Raw genomic sequence first — 21,995 nt, 5'->3', positions numbered from 1 at the left:
AAATTGGTCCGTAGCGATAGGGTCAGCCTAGTGCTTCTACTTAATTATTTCTTTGAACTGTCGTTGCTTTCAACAGCGTTAGCGATATCTTCGATTGAATCTTCTTTTTTGTCCTGCTTATCGGCTGTTTGACCTTCAAAGGTTTGTTCATTCACATCATCTTCGCCCTGACGACCTTCAATGATTGCATCAGCCATCGTTGATGTAATCAAACGAACGGCCCGAATGGCGTCGTCGTTTGATGGAATCACGACATCAATTTGATCTGGGTCGGTGTTCGTATCAACCATCGCAACGATCGGAATATTCAACTTTTGGGCTTCGTGAACAGCAATTTGCTCTTTGCGAGGATCCACGATGAACAAAACATCAGGGATCTTCGGCATGTCTTCAATCCCACCTAAGAAGCGTTCCAATTTATCTTGTTGCTTGATTAATAATGAAACTTCTTTCTTTGGTAAAACATCAAACGTACCGTCAGTCGCCATCTTCTTAAGATCCTTTAGGCGCTTAACACGTGATTGAATGGTTTCCCAGTTAGTCAAAGTTCCACCAAGCCAACGGTTATTGACGTAGTACTGACCGGCGCGCTTTGCTTCTTCGGCAATTGAATCCTGTGCTTGTTTTTTAGTTCCGACAAACAGAACCACAGCACCCTTAGCAGCTTGTTCCTTCATGAAATTGTAAGCAACATCAATTAACTTAACGGTCTTTTGTAAGTCAATAATGTAAATCCCGTTTCGTTCAGTAAAGATATACTGCTTCATCTTTGGATTCCAACGACGAGTTTGATGACCAAAATGAACACCGGCCTCCAATAATTGCTTCATAGAAATTACAGACATAATATAGCCTCCATATAGTTTTTTCCTCCCCAACGCTCCGTTAATCTGAGAACCATTAACTGGCACTGCTCAGACTATCACGCTAGGTGTGTATTTAAAACACCTTTAAAAGTATATCCGATATCCCTTCTTAGCGCAAGCATTAACTGTGTTTTGTGACATAAATTGTTAAAACTCTGTAAAACGTGTTACAATTTAAATTCGTGACAAGGAGGAGCATACATGATAAAAGCCATCGTTTTTGACATTGACGATACGCTATATGACAAACAACCGCCCTTTGAAAGAGCTTTCGAGCAAACTTTTCATTTCAATTTACCAGCCGATGAACTATCTAACGTCTTTTCTAACTATACCCAGCAAGAACAATTAGTCATCGCTAAAATGAACGCAGATTCAACAATCGTGCTTTCAAAAGATGAGATTAATTTTCATTGTCTACATCACACGTTTAAAAAATTTCAATTACCCGGATTAACTCAGTCAAACGCTCATAAATTCTTAGGGACGTTTGAAGAGTTCAGCCAATCAATCCAACTTTCTGATGGTTTTACCACCGTTTTAAACACACTAGTAACCAAATTTAAGCTAGGAATCATCACAAATGGAACCAATGAATTTCAGCTTGCCAAAATTATGAAATTAAAATTACATCATTGGTTTAGTCGGGATCAGATTATTACATCTGAGGATGCAAAGGTTAAAAAGCCAGACCCAATGATCTTTACACTCATGAATCGAAAATTCAATTTGCGTGGCAACGAAATGATTTACGTTGGTAGTTCTTATTTAGATGATATCGTCCCAGCTAAAAAGGCCGGCTGGCAGACAGTTTGGTATAACAACCATAATAGTTCAATCAGCGATCCCAATATTATTCCCGATCAAACCGTTCGAAATCCCGGTGAGCTCCGCGACTTACTCTTAGACTTAGCGGCTCAGGTTGATTAACGTATTGACACACAAAAGCGCCAGAAGTTAGTATTTCAAGAGGAATGCCTCAAAAGTACTAACTTCTGGCGCTTTTTTTGTTTTAGTTCGAAAAAAGAACCACTCTTCCAATAAGTTTATTATAACTGTACTAACTTATCGGATTTGCCAGTTTCAATCAATGATTTATTGGCATCCATCGCAAAGTAAACCATGTTACGAACCGCTCGCTTAGTATAAAATGCGATGTGGGGGCTAACCAAGACGTTATCTCGTTTCATCAAGTTTTTTAATCGGTCGTCGGGAATTTGGTCAAAGCTACCAAAGTCCGTATTGAAAATGCCAACTTCGTCTTCATAAGTATCAATTGCCGCGCCAGCAACTTTGCCAGAATCAAGGGCCCGAATTAAGGCATCAGTATCTACTAAAGCGCCACGTGCCGGATTTAGAATATAAACCCCGTTTTTCATCTTGTTAAAAGCCGCATCATTTAACATATGCTCATTTTCTTTAGTTGCTGGTGCATGAAGAGAAATGACATCTGCTTTGGCATAAAGTTCATCCGGGGTCTCAACGTAAAGCCCTTCTTTTTCCAGTTCTGGATTATGATAAATATCGTAAGCAATGACTTTAGCGCCAAATCCTTTATAAATTTGAATAGCCGCACGGCCAATTCGACCGGTTGCATAAACACCGACTGTCTTTTGATTCAACTCTTCAGCAATATCTGGTGCCCAGCGTAAATCACCATTCGCCATTTTCCGATCAAACGTGTTCGTTCGCCGCAATAACCGCATCAATTGCGTAACTGTAAATTCCGCAATGGCTTGTGGTGAATAAGCCGGCACATTAGTCACTTGAATACCATTTCGTTTAGCAGCGGCAACATCAATATTGTCAACCCCCACGTTTCGAAGTGAGAGATATTTAATCCCAAACTTGCCTAATTGGTCCAAAACATCGGCGGTATAAGGCTTCTGCTGGTATGTAACGACGCCATCTGCCCCTTTAGCTTGATTAACCGTTGAGTCATCTAATAATTGATCAGTTGAAATAACTTCGACGTCAGCATTTTCTTCTGACCACTTATCTAAAAATGGTTTTTCGTCTGCCCGAATCCCATATGCAATAATTCTCACGACTATTACCTCCTTTAAAGGTTCATTATACCACATTCCCGATTTGGTTTTACGGCTGCCATTCTTGGTATCAGGGCAATCTGACCCCTTGCATTCGCAAATAAGCAAGCTTTTGTTTTCTGGTGAGATGCTTAAAATGATACTCAGCACTCAGCGCATCATGTTGCGTTAAAAATGGCTGCTTAAATAAGATTGTCTTTGGATGGTGCGAACGGGTGTACTTAGCGCCTAATCCCGCCTGGTGTTGCTGGAAACGCCGTTCAACGTCCGTACTAAATCCGGTATACAGACTCCCATCATCGCACAACAGCACGTACATAAAGAAGTTTTTATTCATGTCCATAAAGCATCTTCTTAATTTTGGGAGTATAATCATCGCCATCATAAGTGACCAAATCTGGCTTAACTTTAAGCCCGTTTGGTTTGCCATCCTTAATGGCTGCTACTAGGACCATATTCGCATCGCTATTTGACCGGGGACGAACGAACTGAACACTTTTGGGTTCTAATCGATGCGCCCGTAAGTTAGTGATGAGGTCGCTCAATCGATCAGGCCGATAGACCATAAATAATTTCGCATTCATTTTTAAAAGTCCAGCAGCCACGTCAATGATTTGGGCTAAATTGGTTGTCAACTCATGGCGTGCAATGGCCAAATAATGATTGGGATTTTTTTCACTTGTTTCGTAATTAACAAAATACGGCGGATTGCAGACGACGACATCAACTGAATCTTTATCCACATAATCGCCAGCACGCTTCAAGTCATCATTAATAACGTCAATTTGTCCTTGAAGGCCATTTAATTGCACACTGCGCCGCGCCATATCAGCCAATCGCGGCTGAATCTCAATCATCTGAATATGCGCAGCTGTCTTTTCACTTAGAAATAAGCCAATTGCCCCATTCCCGGCGCAAAGATCAACAACCTTTTTGACCCGCTTATTTGTCTGGGCAAAATCGGCTAATAAAACAGCGTCCAAGGAAAACGAAAATACTTGATCACTTTGAATAATTGAAATATGTTTACTGTAAAGACGATCAATGCGCTCATCTTGATTTAATTTAACTTGCATTGTGATGATTCCTTTATATTTTAGTTTGCCAAACGCTTCTCTTTTAAGTTAAGATAATTCTATCTGATGATGAAAGAAGGAAATGGCATTGTTTTATTCATTTGCCAGACTGATTGTCCGTTTTCTAGTCTTATTAATTAATGGGAATGCACATTATTTACACAAAGAGCGGCTACCAAAGGGCAATTTTATTCTGGTTGGCCCTCACCGAACTTGGTTTGATCCAATTTATTTTGCCCTTGCAGCCAGCCCGAAAAAATTTACGTTCATGGCGAAAAAAGAACTATTTAAAAATCCAATTTTACGCTTCATTTTAGATCACGCCAATGCATTCCCCGTGGATCGAGAAAATCCGGGACCATCTGCAATCAAAACACCTGTTCAAAAGTTACGAAAAACTGATTTATCACTCATTTTATTTCCATCGGGAACCAGGCATTCAGAACAGCTCAAAGGCGGCGCGGCACTGATTGCCAAGCTTGCCAACGTACCACTTGTACCAGTCGTTTATCAAGGGCCGTTGACATTTAAGCAGTTATTTAGTCGAAAGCCAGTTAAAGTTGCATTTGGCGATCCCATCTATTTGGATCGAAAAGCCAAGCTCAATGATGCGGCGCAAAAACAAATTGAAGCCCAAATGCAAAGTGCGTTTGACGCTTTGGACTATGCTGTTGACCCAAGCTTTAAATACATTGACGTTTCAAAGAAAAGTGATTAACTCAAATATTTTTTCTAGTAAAAAAGCCCTGACATCAAATCGCTGCCGGGGCTTTTTTAATTCAAGTCAACCATTACTTTTTGTTAGCTTGATTCTGCATTGAATGCATCATTTGATTCAATTTCTTTTGTGATGGTTTTTGACCCATTTGCAGCATCATTTGCCGTAATTGATCTTCATTGAATGGTGGATTTTCTTTTAGGTACTTTTCCATATACTTCCGGGCACCATAAAAACCGCCAATCAGGCCTAAGATCAAGGCCAATACGACGATTAATATCCAAATCCAAGTTGCCAAAGCAAGGCCTCCTTTACAATCTCATCTAATAATTCTACACAATAACGTGCCAGAATGAAAGGCCTAATCAGCAAAATCCTCTTTGGCTTGGTCTTCAGTCATCGCGAAGGCCTTTATGCTTCTGAATTTTTCGAACTTTTTTGGAAGTAACCTCGTTGCCATCTTTGTCATAAATTTTCATCATTTCAATTTGCTTTTTAAAATTATCCCGGAACCGGGCGACATACTTTTTACGTAGTTCGGCTTGTTCAACCTTTTCAAGCTCAGTAAGCCCTTCTTGTTTTGCTTTATGAGCTAACTCATTGATTCGAGGGACGATTTCTTTTAAGACATGATCACCAATTTTTGACTGTAATTCTTTTTTCTCTTTTTCGTTCATATTATTTCCTCCAAATAAACACGACTTGGCAACTAGCAGTCAACGGATTAACAAAAGCTATCGATTTCAAATTTTAACGGATGATACGAAGCTCATCCGCAAATTTCTGTCCAGCCCAACTCGATTACTGAATATTATAACGTCTTTTATAAAAATATGCGAACGTGTGTTTGAAAAGTTGATGGGGTTATGATACGATTAAATCAACTATTAAACGAACTTATGAGGTGTCAACATGATTAAGAATCCCGAAAGTAAACAATATCAAATTTTACATTATATCTGGGAAAAAGTTAACGAAAAAGGATACCCGCCAACTGTCCGTGAAATTGGTGAAGCTGTCCACCTATCTTCAACTTCAACCGTTCACGGCCACATTTCCCGCTTAGAGCGCAAAGGTTATATCGTCAAGGACCCTTCTAAGCCTCGAGCGTTGGAAGTCACGACTGCCGGTCTTGATGTTCTAGGCATTGCCCCAGAGCAAAAGCAGATCCCGGTGTTAGGAACCGTTACAGCTGGTGAACCAATTTTAGCCGTTCAAGAAGCCACCGATTATTTTCCACTGCCCCCAGCACTTTCTCACAGTGATCAACCATTATTTATGCTGCAGATTCGTGGCGAAAGCATGATCAATGCCGGCATTCTCAACGGAGACTACGTAGTCGTACGCAAACAATCTTCAGCAGATAATGGTGATATCGTGATTGCAATGACGGATGAAAACGAAGCCACTTGCAAACGATTTTTCAAAGAAAGTGACCATTATCGGCTTCAGCCAGAAAACGATACGATGGCGCCAATTATTCTTACCAAAGTGACAATCTTAGGAAAAGTGGTCAGTTTGTACCGTAGTGATATTTCATAATCAGGATGGGTCAGGCAAATCGCCTGGCTTTTTTATTGTTTAATTCTGAGTTCAGCTAAGCTCCTAGCCACGTTTAAGGCTTGAATCAACGTATTTTAGCTGGCCTCCGTGACGGCCGGCCAGCAGGAATCGACTCTCATCTTTTTGAGTGTCAAAATCAACGTCGCCCGCGTGTAATGAGATATCCGTTGAATACAGCTGTTCATACTCTGGAATCGTTAATTGCTGGCGATTAGTCAACACGTCTTCAACTGATGTTTTAAGTAACTGTCGCTTAAAACCAGTCGCAAGTTGACCACTGTAGAATTCACCTTGTGCGCCTGATCCATAACTGAATAAGCCAATCCGATCACCAATGTGTAATTGATCAGAATTAGCTAACAATGATAATAAGCTTAAATAAAGCGATCCGGTATAAAGGTTGCCAACAATTTCGCCGTACTGAGTTGAAAAATCGAATTCGTGAAGTAGCCGATCCGCGTGCTCACTAGTTGAAACCACCGACCGCAAAGCTTTAAGCCCCATTTTGGTAAATGGTAAATGAAATACAAAAGCTGAAAAGTCGCTTAAACTTTGCCCGGTTGCTTGTTGGTACTGCTGCCAAGTTTTGTTAAAGAAATCAATATAAACATCAGTCGAATAATGACCGTCAACTAATGCCTCTCGTCGGTAAAGCGGTCGCCAAAAGTCCATTATATTTTCTGAGTGAAAAGCACTTTGACCGCCTAAAATCAAAATTTCAGGATCACTCGAAATAAGCATTGCAACTGCCCCGCCACCTTGAGTCACTTCACCAGCAGTCTTCAAGCCATATCTCGCAATATCTGAAGCGATGACCAATACTTTGCTATGAGGATGTAAGGTAACGTGCTCAACGGCCATTTGAACGCCTGCTGTCGCGCCATAACAAGCTTGTTTGATTTCAAATGCTCGAGCTGCCTGCGTAATCCCGAGAAGCTCTTGGATGTAAATTGCGCCCGCTTTAGAATTGTCAATACCGGTTTCAGTTCCCAAAATAACCATATCAATCGTATCACGATCTTCTTGGGTTAGAACTTTAACAGCGGCGTTGGCAGCTAACGTAACGGTGTCCTGCGTTGGGGGGATGACCGACTGACGTTTTTGACCAATACCAATTAAATACTTATTCGGATCGACTCCCCGAGCCTTGGCTAAGTCAGCCGTTTCAATATAATACGGTGAAGTAAAAAAGGCTATTTTATCAATTCCAACGGTCATAAATTTTCTCCTTTATGAAAGAATGAGACTCAGGCAGTGCTTCACGCACCACCCCGGTCCCATTATGTACCACTATTAAAATCATTCACTTATAAAATGAATTTTATAAGTATCATGGCCATTCATCGATTTGATCTCTAAGCCTTCGGACAGATTGCCAGCATATACAAACCCTTCATGTTGGTGGCCGGTAGAGATAAAAGTCCATTGAACAACTTGGTTCCCACTCAATGCTGAGCCGAATACTCGAACACCGGTAAACGTGCCGGTCGTGTTATCTGAGAGGACAACTTCTTGATTTCCTAAGTTTCCATTTACATTTATAATTAACATACAATTCTCCTAGCAATTTCGTCTGTACAACATCATAATATAGCATAATTGAAATCCAAATGCTAATCAGTTAAGGTGTAATTAGTTACTCAAATAATTGATCATATAAAGGGAGCGGTTTTGATGAAAATTCATATTCAACGATCCAACGATGACAGAATTATTGCCGGCGTACTTGGTGGCATAAGTGAACACTTTAATTGGAGCCCAACACTTGTCCGCGTTTTGTTCGTGATACTAGGACTGACACCACTAGTCCCCGGTATTATTATTTATTTAGTTCTTTGGATATTGATGGAGGATCCAAGCTAGCTTGATATATCAGGCTTCGTTTACGATTTGGTGCTCAACCAACACTTCAACGTCCATTCAGCTTGCTAGTCTTTGGAAATTTACTTCAATGAGCGCCGACCAAGCCAATAAACAATTCCCAAAGTACCTAAAAAGAAGACAAAAAACAACCCAAAGCACTCCAAAAAGAAGGTATCCGGTAACATGTTAATTACCGGATCGGCTCGAGGATCAAATAACCAATCGTTATTGCGAAATAGAATTTTATGAAACCCAATAAATACTTGATCAAAATTAATCAGCATCATCACAATTATCATTAACGCCAGCGTGACCACAACCTTAATGGGCGTGATCAACAGCCACGTTAATGATTTTTTATTGAGTTTAATCAAAACGTAGCTACTAATTGGCACCAAAATAATCCCGATTAGATTGTTAACCATAATCAATCGGCGAACGTCGCTAAAATGTTGAAGGCCCTTAGCAGAGCTAAAGAAATAGTGAAATTTAAGCGATCCGACCCAAGGCAACTGTAAGTATTGAATGATTCGATCATAATCTCGCATCATTTGAGTGGTCGTTAAGCCGGTTGCATGAGTTAAATGCAACAATGGAATGTTAATGGCAAATAGCCATGTGCTGTTGACAGTCAAAAAGATCGCCAATGATAAACACGCTAAAATAACCATCGTTGCTGTTACAAATTGTCTTAAAGTCATCCTCACACTAAAGCCGCCAATCATCTAAACTATCAATTTGATATGTTGGCTGAACCGACTGTTCGGCCACCTGTTGCTTTGTTGATAAACCAGTGTAAACAAGCAAGGTGTCAACACCGGCATTAATACCCGCCATGATGTCGGTGTGATAATTATCCCCCACCATCACAACGTCATTTTTTGCCAAACCAATTTTTTTAGCAGCGCTATCCAAGATCCTAGCCTTAGGTTTCCCAATCATAATGGGTGATTGTTGGGTTGCGTATCGAACAAAATCAACAACTGCTCCTGCGCCCGGCATCATTCCCCGCTCCTTGGGAATATTCGTATCTGGATTTGTGCCAATGAACTTAGAACCACTTCGAATTGCCAAAACCGCTTGTGCCAGTTTCTCATAAGTTAGATCAGAGTCTAAGCCAACAACGACATAATCGGGATGATCAGCCTCTAGTCGATAATGATCAGCTAAAATCACTTGTTTTAATCCCAGCTCACCAACGATATAGACCGTCGCTGGCTGACCTTTGTGATCGTCATTCATAAAGTCTAACGTTGCCATACCGGAAGTATAGACATTTTCCGGCTTTACAAAAATATCGTGATTCTCAGCTAAGTTTTTAACAACATCTCGGGGCATTTGAGTTGAATTATTGGTGACAAATAAAAACGGAATCTGCCGTTCTTGGAGTCGTTTGATAAACCGCTTAGCAGCCGGAATTTTCTTTTTTCCAGCGTAAACAGTCCCATCCAGGTCAATAAAGTAACCCTTATAATGCTTCATCAATTTCTTCCTCTCACTTTTTACTTTCGCGAATAATAAAGTGATGGTTATGTGACTTTTCTTCAGCCTTAACCACCATTTTTTGACGTTTTGGCGCCGATCGTTTCTGATTTGACACTTTCTGCTCAGTAAACGAATGGTTTCGGCGACTATGATGCGTATTTCGACTGTGGTTTTTACTCGTATGGCGCCGACTTCGAAGATTCCGAGACTTTCTAATAATTGGTCGGGCTTCTAAATTATGGATCACAAAATAAGGGGCACCAAGGTTCACAAATTCTAAAATATAGTCATTCAAGTCAGAAATAAATGGTCCGCCATGCACATCTCGATCATCATTGAAAAAGCCGCGAAGTCGAAGCTGACCATAACCCCAATCACCGATAATATAGTCAAACTGGCTTAGTGCTGGATTATAACGGGCTACAAATGCGTCAAAATCAAATCCTTTTTCATGATCATCTACCAACTCATATTTATGATCATTAATTAGTAATTCAGATTCGCTGACGCGCGTAATCCGAGCCAATGGTTTTTGCATCTCATTTTTTTGGTCAACCAGCTCTTCAAGTTGTTTACGATCCAAAGTATCCCTTCTTTCAACTATTCAGTGGGTAATGTTTCGCCAGGTAATCTCCAAAAACATCGCGAAGATTTTGATCATACAAAATTTCATTTTTACCGATTATATCAAGGGTTGGAAAAAACGGAATAAACAAATAATGATCTGGCATTGCGATCTGGTAAGTGTTAATTGGCGAGACCAATTCTTCACGAAAGAAAAGTTGGCCTGCCTGATTATCGTACCTTAATCCACTAAAGTGAAGTTCTCCAAAGTATTTGCCACGAAAGCCCATACCCTTTTGAGGAAATTTAATTAAAAAATGATCGTTTTTTTCCATTTCCTTGATGAGTCGCCAAAGATTATATCCATCAAGTGTGACCCGCATGACATGCATCGCATGAGGTAGCATTTGATGAAGTTGATTGCGATCAACGATTCCAGTTGGTAAGTTTCGCAGGAATAAACCGGAATTTAAAATACCCGCTTGGGTGTCCGCCTTTTCCATAATTGCTCGTAAACCTTCGTCAACTAAGCGTGAATGACCAACTAAATGAGTTGTCATTGGCATCTTTAGCCGAGCCAATTTATTCCTAGCTAACAAGTGTTCACCATGCTGCGCATACTCATCAATTTCTGCCTGATCGGTCTTTTCAGCTGGCAATGTTGCCGTTTTTACCACCGTGGCTTGATCTGCCACAATGTGATGAGCCGCATCAAGATCAATTGTAATTTCACCAACGTAATGCCCCCACTTCTCAGCCGCTGCCAAGAGAGAGTGATTAACACGTTCCCCTTTTGCCAACAAGTGGTGCGTATGCGAACCAATAATAATATCTAATTGTGGGAACTGCCGTGCTAATCGACGATCAACGTCATGGCCTAAATGAGATAGTAGGACAGCAATGTCATAATGATCCTTATTTTCTGCTAATAATTTCGGTAGGACCTGCTCCGGCGGCAATGGCTGCCATCCTAAAATTGGATAGGTCAACTCATAAGGGGCAGTGAGGCCAATGATTAAGACCCGGGTCTTTTTCGGCGTCGTTATTATTTTAAATGGTTTGGCCCAACCGGGAATTTGATTGGTTCGTTGGTCCAAAATGTTTGCTAAAATGACGTCAAAATTTGCATCGGCATAAAGCTCATCAAGTTGCTCGTGTGTATTGGTTAAGCCTTCATTATTACCAATTGTGACAGCGTCGTAGTGGATTTGATTTAATAATTCGACATTTGCTTTACCATTGGTCACTTCGGTTAGGGGATGAACCCGATCAACGGCATCGCCCAAATCAACTGTGATAACCGCTGAGTTAGCTTGTTGGCTTAATGACTGCCGCCTTTGTGTAAGAAAACGGCGAATTCGCGGCCAATTCTCAAAATGTGAATGAATATCGTTTGTGTGCAAAATGGTGATTCTTTCCGTCATACAAGTGCCCCTATCCTACTGTCGTTTTGCAAAATCAATGGCCTTTTGCTCAACCATTTTCTCGACTTCAACTTGTGAAAAAGGCGTTCCAAATGGTGGCTTTTGAGCTAAGTAATCAACTTCTGGTGTGTCGACGCCAACGTTAATGTTTTCCTTAACGGGAACCGCATAGTGGTGAATATGACCATGCAAATTGATAATCTGTTTAACAATACCCAACATCATTGGATAATGGGTGAGGTAGTACTGACGATGATTCATTTTAATTAAAACACCCACGTCATGAAATTCAAACTTCGGGTGATTATTAACCTGATAATTATGCTGGGCCAAATACTTGAATAAAGCCCGTGAATCGTGATTTCCTTTGATTAGGATCAGTCGACCATTTAATTGTCGCAACACCTCAAAAATCTGCTCCAAAGCGTTTTTTTCAGGTCTTGTATGCAAAATTGCAATGTCTCCTAAATGATAAACCACGTCATTTTGATTGACGCGCTTATTCCAATTACGAATGATTGTTTCGTTCATATCTTCAACCGTTAGAAAAGGCCGGGGAGCAAATTCACTAACCCCTAGCAATCGCTCATGAAAAAAATGGGTGTCCGCTGTAAAATATTGCATCGAAAAACTTCTTTCATTCCTTAATTATACAATTAATGATACCACCAACCATCCGAAAAAATGAAAATAGTCATCAACTAGCTCGATCAACAACTCCTTTAGTTAAAAAGAGACCACTTATCCAGATAATTGATCCGACCAACGCAATTAAGGTATCGGTTTTTAAAACAAGTATGCAGCCAACAAAAACTAAAAAAGCGAGCACAAAATAATCTGAAATTGGAAATAGCGGCATTTTAAACGTTAACTGTTTAGCATTACCAGACCGTTTGATTTCGTTGCGATACTTAATGTGGGCAACGACGATCATCCCCCAAACAAACAAGAAACAAGTCGTTGCCACGCTTGAAATAAAGCTAAACACGTTTCCCGGCATCATTATACTTAACAAAACAATCACGGCAATCACACCGGTTGAAAACAAAATCGCATTAAACGGAATTTGACGTCTTGATAAGTGACCGACCATTTTGCTAAAGCGGGATTGACCCTCATACGTAAGCGAAAATAACATCCGGCCAGTTGTAAACAAAGAACTGTTACAAGCAGAAATTGCAGCGGTTAAGACCACAAAATTAATAATAGTAGCTGCCGAATTAATTCCAACGCCGGAAAAGACCTGGACAAACGGACTCGACGTTGGCGAGACATGCTGCCAGGGAAAAATACTCATCAAGGCAAGCAATGACCCAATGTAGAATAACAAAACCCGGGTGGGCACTTCATTAATACTCTTGGGAATGGTCACCATAGGGTCTTGGGTCTCTGAGGCCGTCATCCCAATCATTTCAATTCCAGCAAAGCTAAATAAAACCATTTGAAATGACAAAACAAAACCTTTGATCCCCTTTGCGAACATGCCACCAGAAACAATATTTCCAAGCGATGCGTGACCGTATGGCGTTCGATAATGAACCATCACTAACATAATACCCGTGACAATTAAAGCGACAATCGCAACGATTTTAACAATCGCAAGCCAAAATTCAGTTTCACCAAATGCGGAAACTGCAACAATGTTAATGATAAATAAAATAATCAATAACACTAGCCCGGTTAACCAAATTGGCACTTTTGGAAACCAAAATTGAACATATAGACCAGAAGCTGTAACTTCTGCCATCGCAATGGCAATCCAACACATCCAATAGGTCCAACCAATTGCAAATCCCATTTTATCTCCAAGGTATTTTTTAATAAAAAACACAAATGAATTACTACTTAGATCAGATAGCAACAATTCACCCAGCGCCCGCATTAATAAAAAGCAGGCAAGCCCGGCAATCAAATAAGCAAGCATAATGGATGGCCCTGCAAGATGGATTGATTGACCGGCTCCTAAAAAGAGTCCTGTACCAATTGTTCCGCCCAGCGCAATTAATTGGACGTGGCGATTCTTTAACCCCCGTGAAAGCTGTTGCTGATTGGTTCGTTGCTTGCCCAATAAGCTTCCTCCTCTTATAAATCAATCTTTTGCTTCTAAAATAACTAATAATTTTAACTTACATTCTATAAGCTGATGATAAGTTTTCAAAAAACAGCCAAAGACTTACAGACAAACTTAATTGGCAAATCAATGGCTTATACTCCTAATACAATTGATTGCCGCCATTTAAGCTAATAGCGCAACCATTCCAAAATCCGGAATAATTGCGCTATTAGCTTAAACTTTAAAATCAAAACACTAACTGTTTTAATCGCTAAAATACGAATTTGAAACTTTTAAAATTCAGTTCAGATAATTATTTTTGTGTTTTACGCAAACGTTCAATATCTCTTACAATCATAAGCTCCTCATTCGTGGGAATCAAAAGGGTTTTCACGGTAGCGCCTTCGGCCGAAAGATCTCGTTCAACCCCGCGGATATTGTTCTTCTCAGGATCAACCTTGATCCCAAAATAGTCTAACTTGTCGGCAACTTCTTGGCGAATCATAATATCGTTTTCACCAATTCCAGCCGTATAAACTAGGGCATCAATCCCATCCATTTCAGCAATGTAACTACCAATATAGCGAATAATGCGATTCTTAAATATTTCACGGGCAAGCATTGCTCGATGATTTGTGTGCATGACTCCTTCAATCTCTCGCATGTCGGCAGACACACCAGAAACCCCCACTAAGCCAGACTTATGATTTAAAATATCAACCATTTCATCCATGCTCTTAATACCTGCTTTATCCATAACATATTGAAGAGCTGATGGATCAACGTCACCTGAACGTGTTGCCATTGTAATTCCGGCAACTGGTGAGAATCCCATTGACGTATCAAATGACTTACCATCTTTGATTGCGGCAATTGATGCGCCTGCACCAAGATGGAGCACAACAAGCTTAAGATCCTTAAGTGGTTTGCCTAACAAATCAGCCGCTCTTTGCGATACATAACGATAACTTGTCCCATGAGCGCCATACTTTCTAACTTGATACTTTTGATAGTATTCATATGGCAAACTATACATATAATTAACTTCAGGCAGTGTTGTATGAAATGAGGTGTCAAATACCGCCACGCTAATCACATCTGGCAATATTTTCTTGAAGGCTTTAATTCCTAATAAGTTAGCGGGTTCATGCAATGGTGCAAAATCCGTTAATGATTCAATCTTTTTCATCACATCGTCATCGATGATAACAGAATCGGGAAATAATTCCCCACCAGCAACGATCCGATGGCCAACACCCGTTATTTCGTTGTAATTCTTGATGATGTTCAAACTCAATAACTTGTCTAACACGAGCTGAATTGCCTCTTCGTGATTATCAATATCTTGAGTTGCTTTAAACTTTTTGCCATCACCATACTTAATTGAAACATCAGAAGAACCTAAGCCAATACGGTCAATAGCACCGCTTGACAATACTTCTTCTTCAGGCATTTGAAATAACTTATACTTAAGTGTTGAACTACCAGCATTAATTGCGATTGATTTTCCCATAACGATCATTTGCTCCTCTAAATTTTATTTAAGATCTTTTTCTTCCCAAGCATCAATTTCGGTCAAAAACTTTGCAAACGCCTTTTGATCTTTAAACGATGGGAACTCTCCCAGCATGACTGGATCAGCTTGTTTAGCGTGCCCACCCTCATTTTGCAAGATCAAAATGGCTTTTTGGGCGGCGGCATTTGAAAATAATTCACTTGGTAGATTTAAAAGCCCCTGTAAGTAAATTTTCCCTTGCATCCACTTTAATAATTGCTTAGCCTCGTCCGTTTGGAAAAGTTGACTAGGAACTAAAAATATACCAAAGCCGTCTTTTTTAACGTGATTCATTGCAAATTCAATCAACAAATGGTGAACATAGGAATGTCCTTTTTCAGAATGGGTGGCGAATCCCTTAGCATTTTCATCAATTGGATAATACCCAATTGGCAAATCACTCACTGCAACATCAACCATCGGTGCCAAAACATTTTGGATGGCATCTTCATGGAAAAGTTCGGCTCGAATGTGCTGAATTTCAAATGAATCTGCAGCCAATTCAAACATTGCATCATCATTTTCAACGCCAGAAACCGTTGGAGTCAGTGCTAATGTATTGCTCAGTTGGTTATACAGTGCGGTTAACAAATTACCGGTTCCCATTGCGGGATCGAGTAAGCTAATGCTATCTGTTCCCCGGAATATCCCAGAAATTATATAGCCGATAACATTAGCAATTGTGTCAGGAGTAATTTGATAATTAGCTTGAATATCATCAACCTTAATAGCTTTCAAAATTGCTAACTGAATTCCTTTGCGTAAGGTTTCCGAATCATAATCATCTCTGTTAAATTCCGAATAAATGCGACCTAACTTCTTCATACTGTCAGCCGTTAAGTCAAGATCTGAAGTATCTTGATCTTGAACAGCCGTCAACGTTTCAATTAATGAGTCTAAATAGGATTGATCCCTTTCTTTTTGAATAAGCTCACTAGATTGATTCAAGATATCAAAGAAACGTTCGACTTGTTTCTCTGTCAGAAATCTCAACTCCTTTTCACAATAGTTGAACACTATTAAATAGTACCAGAAACAGCTTTAAGAATTCAAGTGAGATTATAAAAATTCAAAAGATGTTGGCTTGCCGGCTTTCATTCAGACTTACCTGATTGATTTAATGATGGTGAGGGCGCTTTTCAACTTTACCAGTTATTGAATACTGCTGATCAAAGTGCTGCTGGTCATGGATCCGCTGGCTTCGAAAATGATTGGTCATCTCATTGATTGCTGAAACTTCTTGCGTATATGATAGGCATTGAAAAATTAAGCAAGTCAGTAAAATGCCTGAAAAGATAACCGCCACGACCGTTAACGATCCGTTTTTATTTTTCCTTGGTCGCCAACTTTGAATAGGCCGTACATTTTTGGCCGTTTTTAAACGTAACAACTGTCCTTAAACACTCCTTATCTTTAGCCCAATGTACTTTTTTGACTTGCGTTAAAATACGTACATGCCCTAGTTTAATACCGGTGATCCGCAACATATCGTCGTATTGTTGTAAATGGTAATTCTTCTTAGTTATGGGGCTATACAATTTAACATCTATGGCATTAACATTCTTAATTTCGAACTGATATTTATCTGATTCAACCAACTGAATAAAAGCATAAAAATTGATCGTCTGTCTACTTTTAACGTGACTTATATAAGTCACCATCACGACGACGGTCCAGATTGCTAACAAACAGACCAGTAAACTGATCAAGCTCTCAACTAATAAATAGCCCTTCTTAGCTCCAAAGAGACTATCGCTGAATCGTTTTTTCATACTTTTGCCGTTCTACAATCATTGTTCGCTGAGACTGATCAATTGTGCGATCCATTTGTGCCGTTACGTAAATATAAAAAAGGCTAAAAATTGAGATGATTGTTAGACCAATCAGGGAATCGATTGCTGTAAAGCCCCTCTTAGTTTGTTTTTTTAAGACGATAACCACTCCATCCTAATTGAATTTTTTGTTGATATTTTTCCCGGCCATCCTTGGAATACCAGTGAACGGTTCTTGGGGCAACGAAGCCATCATCTGAAACCTTAAACGACACAAACTGGACAATTTGTAAATCAGTTGGATAAGAAATTATTTTACGCTTAAGTCGTTTGTCGCTGGGAATAAAAATCAACCGATTCTGCCAAAACTGAACTTGATAGCCGGTATGATAAATTTGAGATGTAATAGTCATTTCATTCCAAGCGCTATCAACTGATTCCCAAAAAATAGTTTCAGCTGGATTATTTAATTTAACCACTTTAATCAAAATCAAGTTCAGCAGTAAGACACTCACGATGATTCCCAGATATACAATTAATTCAATCAACGTAAACGCTGATTTATTTAGTAACTTCATTGTTAGTAATCTTTAACCCTTCATCTTTTGCCTGTTTGGTTTGTTTTTTGGTTAAATAGCCTTCCTTAGTTAAGTCTTCAAACCCGACCGACTTAACATTAGGGTGCTGGCTCGTATAGGCATCAACTTGTGCTTGAATCACCGAGTTCATCGCTGAACTGTGGACCGATTGAGCATGTTTACGTTGGTTAGATAAGTTCGGAATAATAATCAAAATTAATAGAGAAATAATAAATAGAACGATCGTCATCTCTATTAATGTAAAGGCCGGCTTGGTGCGACGAATTTTCTTCTTCATTTCAATACATCCCCTTCACTGAATCATAAATTGGTATCAACAACTGAAAATAGGTCGCGACAATCGTGATACCAATTACTAAAAACATGGCGGGCTGGATCAATCCAATCATTTTATTAGTGGTTAAAATCATGTCGTCAAACATCAATTGCGAATAGGCAATCATGGAATTGGCCATTTCAGGGACCGTATTACCAGAACTCATGAATTTGATTATCTCTTTGGGAATAAAGCCATGCCGTCTGATAGCCTGTTTAATTGAGTCACCTTTCACAATTGCTATGTTCAATTGCTGACCTAATTCAAATAGCAGTGAACCAGAATTGAATCTACAAAGTGTCATGTAAATCTCTTTGACACTTAACCCATTTTTCAGAAGGGTTGCTAAGTTGCTGGCCAAATAATAAGCAATATATTTTTGATACAACTTACCAAACAACGGGACACGTATTAACCATGCCACTTGCTTTAATACCGGTTGGCGTCGCCAGTAAACCAGCAACCCGGTAAAGGTTCCCACAACGATTACAATTAAATAGTTAATTATTCTGATGACGTGATGAGGAGGATTCGGGTTGATACTTGGCATTAATTGCGCAATTTGTGGGAATACATAGAGATGAATAAGCCCAATTAAGATCAACAAGAGGATGCAAAGAAACAGCGGATACACCAAGATCGACTGAATTTTCTTTAATTGCTTCATTTTTAGCCGGTTAAACCTGGCAAGTTCTTCGAGAACATCACTGAGTTGACCATGTTTTTCGGCGATTACGAGTTGTTGATAGGCTTGCGGTGCGATCAGATCCTGAACGCTCTTTGAAAAATCATTTCCAGTGGAAAGTTGCTCTTTTATCCGCGTAACACCAAGACTTAAATGCTGATCTGTATCCGAAATAAAGTTCAGCGCCTGAATTAATGAAAAACCGATTTTTAAAAGATTGGCAAGCGAATCAAAAAATTCAGCTTGCATAGCCGTCGACCACTTGCTAACCTTCCCAGAACTTTTTAACCGTTTCATCTGAAACCACCCCCTTTGTCCTCGCCTGTTTAAGTTCACGTTGCCATTCCTCCCAATCATAAGTGTTCTTTGCCGTTAACGCTTCTAATTCGTGAACCACCAATAGCGCTTTAGGGTTGCCGCTAACGGTTGGTATTAATCGTTGATAGGCAACGGCTGTCAGCGCCTGATTTAAATACTCGTCGCTAACACCCAAATGGGTTAGCCGCCTAATCACGCCAAGTGGATCTTGGGCATGAACCGTTGTGTAAACTAAATGGCCACTTAGCGCAGCATTGATCGCCGCTTGGGCCGTCAGTCGATCACGAATCTCGCCAATAATAAAAACATCTGGTCGATGTCTCAGCCCCACCTTAATGAGATCAGAATAATCCATCCCAGCTTCACGGTTCACCTGAAGTTGTAAAAACGCTGCTTCCTCAATTTCAATTGGGTCTTCAATTGTCATCACCAATTCATTCTCAGCTAATTCATTAACCAATCGATAAATCGTTGTCGTTTTTCCAGCTCCGGTTGGCCCCGAAAAAACAATCAACCCCCTTTTTTGAGTCATCTTCGTAATTAATTGAATAGGCGCCTTATTAAAAAAGGGATCCCTAGTTCGCTCAAGCGAATAGATTATTCGGATAACCAGTGATTCGTGATCATTGAAATTGCCAACCGAAGATAGCCTTAAAGCAAATTTGGCATCATCAAGCTGCCATTGCATTGCCCCCAATTGTGGTCGCCGCTGTTCACTCAGGATCATATCAGCTAAATATTTACAATAGTTCATCATTCGCCGGGCCTTTAAATGATCCATTTGGGTCCATAAAGTAATTCCGTTATAATTTCTAATTTTAATTTGGTAGCCGTTTTCGGCGGGTAAAAAATAGATATCACTCGCTCGATGCTTAATGGCCGCTCTAAAAAGGTCATCAACCACTTGACTTACTTCCATTTATTTCACCTCACATATTTTTAAATACGGCAGTGAAATCCCATTTTTTGGACAAAAAGAAAAGGACGATCAAAAAAATGATCATCCTAAGTTAAATTAATACGATTTAATTAGTTACTTTCCGGCAATACTGCTGCTTCATAAACGTCTTGAACATCATCATTATCTTCAAGTTCGTCAATTAACCCAGTATATTGAGAAATCTTATCCTCTGGCACTTCCGTTGTGTTCTCTGGGAACATTCGAACTTCAGCTGTATCGAGGTCATACCCTTTTTCCTGTAAAGCATCTCTAACTTCTGGAAGGGATTTGGGATCCGTGAAGATTTCAAATTCATCGTCACTGGACTTCATATCATCAGCCCCAGCATCCAGAGCATCCATTAGCATGGTATCTTCATCGGTGTCAAGGCCATCCCGCAACACAACAATGTAACCCTTGCGATCAAACATATAAGAAACCGATCCATTAGCTCCCAATGAGCCACCATGATGGGTAAACGCTGACCTAACAGCCGCAGCCGTTCGATTTTTATTATCCGTTAACGCCGATACCATAATAGCTGTTCCACCAGGACCATAACCCTCGTAAGTAATCTCTTCAAACTTAGCGCCACCGACTCCGGAAGCTTTGTCAATTGCTCTTTGAACGTTGTCTTTAGGCATGTTAGCTGCTCGAGCTTTTTCCATTACCAGTCGTAGTTGAGGATTATTTTCTGGATCAGGATCACCTGCTTTAGCGGCTTGATACAAGTCACGTGATATTTTTTGGAAAATCTTTCCACGTTTAGCATCCTGAGCGTTCTTACGCCCCTGAATGTTATGCCATTTTGAATGTCCTGACATAATAATTCCTCTTTTCTAATTTTATTACTAGTTACAAACACACATCAGTATCTTACCAGATCCGCGAACCTGTTTCAAGCGGTTAAAGCCAATTGAATTGGTTAGCTAATCCATCATCACGGACCTTGGACAGTGATGTGTACGGCCTAAACTCACATCACACTACTTAGTTGATTCACGCTTCATCAATCCATAAGGCAGTAAGACGTTCTTTTCGTCAACTGGCTCATTATTCATTAACTTGGTTAATAAACGCATAGCAACGGCACCAATATCGTACAACGGTTGGGTAATCGATGACATCTTCGGTCGAACCATTTCAGTAAGTTTTGTATCATTGCTGGTAATCACTTCAAACTTATCTGGAACCGCCACGTCTGCATCGGACATCCCGTTCATGATACCAGCCGCTAATTCATCATCGGTAACCATTGCTGCTGTTGCGTTGACCGCCATTAAAGCCGGTTGCAAAAGCGTGCCTGTTTTATAAGTATCATCCGTTTCAAACACTAACTTGTCATCATAAGGAATGCCAGCGCTCTTGAGTGCCTGCTTATAGCCCTTAAGTCGATACTTGCCATTAATAGCTTGGTCAAGCGGCCCACATACAAATGCCACTCGCTTGTTTCCACGATCAATTAAGTTCTTTACTTCTTCTTGAACGGCAGCGACATAATCAATATTAACGCTTGGGTTAGTCCCTTCATCGTCAACTGAACCCGCCAACACAATCGGTGTCTTTGTGCGTTTAAATTCTTCTCTAAGCTTGTCGGTAATCTCATTGCCCATAAATACAATGCCATCCACTTGCTTAGACAACAAGGTGTTGAGAACCTTGATCTCCTTTTCGCTATTTGAGTCCGAATTCGTTAAAATAATGTTGTACTTATACATCGTCGCAACATCATCAATGCCCCGGGCTAATGATGCAAAGTACATATTAGTCACATCGGGAACAATTACCCCAACCGTTGTGGTCTTTTTGCTGGCCAGGCCCCGAGCGACAGCGTTTGGTCGATAATCCAACTTTTCGATAACATCTAGTACTTTTTTCCTGGTTGCCGGCTTAACGTTGGCATTGCCATTAACGACTCGAGAGACAGTTGCCATCGAAACACTGGCTTCTCTGGCAACATCGTAAATTGTAATTGTTTGTTTATCCATAAAGATAGCCCTTTCTTTCATGTCATAATTTGTTTTCATCGATTTTCAAAACACCATTCAATATACCAAATAAAATTGCTAACGGCAAATTGAAAACGTTTTCAATTAAATCATAAACTATCATTTGTGAAAATTCAAGTGAAAACGGTCTTTTACGCCGAA

At 40.0% G+C, this 21,995-nt stretch carries 27 protein-coding genes; 4 read left to right on the top strand and 23 right to left on the bottom strand.

What is annotated here, in order from left to right; all coding sequences use genetic code 11:
- Positions 1-44: 44 nt before the first annotated feature.
- The gene (gene rpsB, locus YK48G_RS00510) at positions 45-845 is read right to left on the bottom strand and encodes a 30S ribosomal protein S2 (RefSeq protein ID WP_203628753.1); all 801 of its coding nucleotides are present in this window, start codon (positions 843-845) and stop codon (positions 45-47) included.
- 222 nt (positions 846-1,067) lie between these two features.
- On the opposite strand from rpsB, the gene YK48G_RS00505 reads away from it, so the two are divergent.
- Positions 1,068-1,796: an HAD family hydrolase gene (locus YK48G_RS00505; RefSeq protein WP_203628752.1), complete on the top strand. Its 729-nt coding sequence runs from the start codon at positions 1,068-1,070 to the stop codon at positions 1,794-1,796.
- A 119-nt stretch (positions 1,797-1,915) separates the two neighbouring features.
- Here YK48G_RS00505 and YK48G_RS00500 read toward each other — a convergent pair whose 3' ends face one another.
- The 3 genes from YK48G_RS00500 to YK48G_RS00490 all read right to left on the bottom strand — a co-directional run bounded on the left by YK48G_RS00500 (position 1,916) and on the right by YK48G_RS00490 (position 3,990).
- Positions 1,916-2,914 carry a D-2-hydroxyacid dehydrogenase gene (locus YK48G_RS00500; protein WP_203628751.1) on the bottom strand — a complete coding sequence of 333 codons (999 nt, stop codon included), beginning with the start codon at positions 2,912-2,914 and terminating at the stop codon, positions 1,916-1,918.
- A 70-nt stretch (positions 2,915-2,984) separates the two neighbouring features.
- On the bottom strand, positions 2,985-3,257 hold the full coding sequence (locus YK48G_RS00495; RefSeq protein ID WP_203628750.1) for a GIY-YIG nuclease family protein: 273 nt from the start codon (positions 3,255-3,257) through the stop codon (positions 2,985-2,987).
- Complete coding sequence (locus tag YK48G_RS00490) at positions 3,244-3,990, bottom strand: tRNA1(Val) (adenine(37)-N6)-methyltransferase (RefSeq protein WP_203628749.1); 747 nt, start codon at positions 3,988-3,990, stop codon at positions 3,244-3,246. Before YK48G_RS00490 ends, YK48G_RS00495 begins: the two co-directional genes overlap by 14 nt.
- A gap of 88 nt (positions 3,991-4,078) precedes the next feature.
- Here YK48G_RS00490 and YK48G_RS00485 point away from each other — a divergent pair, with 88 nt between their 5' ends.
- Positions 4,079-4,708 carry a lysophospholipid acyltransferase family protein gene (locus YK48G_RS00485; RefSeq protein WP_203628748.1) on the top strand — a complete coding sequence of 210 codons (630 nt, stop codon included), beginning with the start codon at positions 4,079-4,081 and terminating at the stop codon, positions 4,706-4,708.
- A 73-nt stretch (positions 4,709-4,781) separates the two neighbouring features.
- On the opposite strand, the gene YK48G_RS00480 is transcribed toward YK48G_RS00485, so the two are convergent.
- Entirely contained in the window at positions 4,782-5,006 is a 225-nt protein-coding gene (locus YK48G_RS00480) for a YneF family protein (protein ID WP_203628747.1), read from the bottom strand.
- 94 nt (positions 5,007-5,100) lie between these two features.
- The gene (locus YK48G_RS00475) at positions 5,101-5,385 is read right to left on the bottom strand and encodes a DUF896 domain-containing protein (protein WP_203628746.1); all 285 of its coding nucleotides are present in this window, start codon (positions 5,383-5,385) and stop codon (positions 5,101-5,103) included.
- A 235-nt stretch (positions 5,386-5,620) separates the two neighbouring features.
- Here YK48G_RS00475 and lexA point away from each other — a divergent pair, with 235 nt between their 5' ends.
- Complete coding sequence (lexA, locus tag YK48G_RS00470; RefSeq protein ID WP_203628745.1) at positions 5,621-6,250, top strand: transcriptional repressor LexA; 630 nt, start codon at positions 5,621-5,623, stop codon at positions 6,248-6,250.
- Positions 6,251-6,313: 63 nt separating this feature from the next.
- Here the strand turns inward: lexA and YK48G_RS00465 are convergent, their stop codons facing one another.
- Entirely contained in the window at positions 6,314-7,489 is a 1,176-nt protein-coding gene (locus YK48G_RS00465) for a hydroxymethylglutaryl-CoA synthase (RefSeq protein ID WP_203628744.1), read from the bottom strand.
- Between the two features lie 81 nt (positions 7,490-7,570).
- Complete coding sequence (locus tag YK48G_RS00460; RefSeq protein WP_203628743.1) at positions 7,571-7,822, bottom strand: hypothetical protein; 252 nt, start codon at positions 7,820-7,822, stop codon at positions 7,571-7,573.
- Between the two features lie 123 nt (positions 7,823-7,945).
- On the opposite strand from YK48G_RS00460, the gene YK48G_RS00455 reads away from it, so the two are divergent.
- Positions 7,946-8,134, top strand: a complete 189-nt coding sequence (locus tag YK48G_RS00455) for a PspC domain-containing protein (protein ID WP_203628742.1) — start codon at positions 7,946-7,948, stop codon at positions 8,132-8,134.
- Between the two features lie 80 nt (positions 8,135-8,214).
- Here YK48G_RS00455 and YK48G_RS00450 read toward each other — a convergent pair whose 3' ends face one another.
- The 15 genes from YK48G_RS00450 to ccpA all read right to left on the bottom strand — a co-directional run bounded on the left by YK48G_RS00450 (position 8,215) and on the right by ccpA (position 21,833).
- A complete protein-coding gene (locus YK48G_RS00450; RefSeq protein ID WP_232365230.1) occupies positions 8,215-8,835 on the bottom strand; it encodes a TIGR01906 family membrane protein in 621 nt (206 codons plus the stop codon).
- Positions 8,836-8,842: 7 nt separating this feature from the next.
- A complete protein-coding gene (locus YK48G_RS00445) occupies positions 8,843-9,616 on the bottom strand; it encodes a TIGR01457 family HAD-type hydrolase (protein ID WP_203628740.1) in 774 nt (257 codons plus the stop codon).
- Between the two features lie 13 nt (positions 9,617-9,629).
- On the bottom strand, positions 9,630-10,202 hold the full coding sequence (locus tag YK48G_RS00440; protein WP_203628739.1) for a YutD family protein: 573 nt from the start codon (positions 10,200-10,202) through the stop codon (positions 9,630-9,632).
- Positions 10,203-10,215: 13 nt separating this feature from the next.
- On the bottom strand, positions 10,216-11,607 hold the full coding sequence (locus tag YK48G_RS00435) for a bifunctional metallophosphatase/5'-nucleotidase (RefSeq protein ID WP_203628738.1): 1,392 nt from the start codon (positions 11,605-11,607) through the stop codon (positions 10,216-10,218).
- Between the two features lie 15 nt (positions 11,608-11,622).
- Entirely contained in the window at positions 11,623-12,231 is a 609-nt protein-coding gene (locus YK48G_RS00430; protein WP_203628737.1) for a metallophosphoesterase family protein, read from the bottom strand.
- A gap of 73 nt (positions 12,232-12,304) precedes the next feature.
- The gene (locus YK48G_RS00425) at positions 12,305-13,675 is read right to left on the bottom strand and encodes an amino acid permease (RefSeq protein WP_203628736.1); all 1,371 of its coding nucleotides are present in this window, start codon (positions 13,673-13,675) and stop codon (positions 12,305-12,307) included.
- A 298-nt stretch (positions 13,676-13,973) separates the two neighbouring features.
- Positions 13,974-15,173: an acetate/propionate family kinase gene (locus YK48G_RS00420; RefSeq protein WP_203628735.1), complete on the bottom strand. Its 1,200-nt coding sequence runs from the start codon at positions 15,171-15,173 to the stop codon at positions 13,974-13,976.
- 24 nt (positions 15,174-15,197) lie between these two features.
- Positions 15,198-16,208 carry a class I SAM-dependent methyltransferase gene (locus tag YK48G_RS00415; RefSeq protein WP_203628734.1) on the bottom strand — a complete coding sequence of 337 codons (1,011 nt, stop codon included), beginning with the start codon at positions 16,206-16,208 and terminating at the stop codon, positions 15,198-15,200.
- A gap of 332 nt (positions 16,209-16,540) precedes the next feature.
- Complete coding sequence (locus tag YK48G_RS00410) at positions 16,541-16,987, bottom strand: competence type IV pilus minor pilin ComGF (protein WP_203628733.1); 447 nt, start codon at positions 16,985-16,987, stop codon at positions 16,541-16,543.
- A gap of 140 nt (positions 16,988-17,127) precedes the next feature.
- Positions 17,128-17,565 carry a hypothetical protein gene (locus YK48G_RS00405; protein WP_203628732.1) on the bottom strand — a complete coding sequence of 146 codons (438 nt, stop codon included), beginning with the start codon at positions 17,563-17,565 and terminating at the stop codon, positions 17,128-17,130.
- Positions 17,549-17,863: a competence type IV pilus major pilin ComGC gene (gene comGC, locus YK48G_RS00400; RefSeq protein WP_203628731.1), complete on the bottom strand. Its 315-nt coding sequence runs from the start codon at positions 17,861-17,863 to the stop codon at positions 17,549-17,551. The genes YK48G_RS00405 and comGC overlap by 17 nt, the downstream gene beginning before the upstream one ends.
- Before the next feature lies 1 nt (position 17,864).
- Positions 17,865-18,884: a type II secretion system F family protein gene (locus tag YK48G_RS00395; RefSeq protein ID WP_232365229.1), complete on the bottom strand. Its 1,020-nt coding sequence runs from the start codon at positions 18,882-18,884 to the stop codon at positions 17,865-17,867.
- Positions 18,853-19,824 (bottom strand): competence type IV pilus ATPase ComGA, encoded by a 972-nt coding sequence (gene comGA / locus YK48G_RS00390; protein ID WP_203628729.1) that lies wholly within the window; start codon positions 19,822-19,824, stop codon positions 18,853-18,855. Before comGA ends, YK48G_RS00395 begins: the two co-directional genes overlap by 32 nt.
- A 110-nt stretch (positions 19,825-19,934) precedes the next feature.
- The gene (locus YK48G_RS00385) at positions 19,935-20,669 is read right to left on the bottom strand and encodes a YebC/PmpR family DNA-binding transcriptional regulator (RefSeq protein ID WP_203628728.1); all 735 of its coding nucleotides are present in this window, start codon (positions 20,667-20,669) and stop codon (positions 19,935-19,937) included.
- A 162-nt stretch (positions 20,670-20,831) separates the two neighbouring features.
- Positions 20,832-21,833, bottom strand: coding sequence for a catabolite control protein A (gene ccpA / locus YK48G_RS00380; protein WP_203628727.1), 1,002 nt, complete (start codon positions 21,831-21,833; stop codon positions 20,832-20,834).
- Positions 21,834-21,995 lie beyond the last annotated feature (162 nt).

This window comes from Lentilactobacillus fungorum, assembly GCF_016860605.1.
Classification (GTDB): Bacteria; Bacillota; Bacilli; order Lactobacillales; family Lactobacillaceae; genus Lentilactobacillus; species Lentilactobacillus fungorum.
This window is presented reverse-complemented; position numbering and strand designations above follow the sequence as displayed.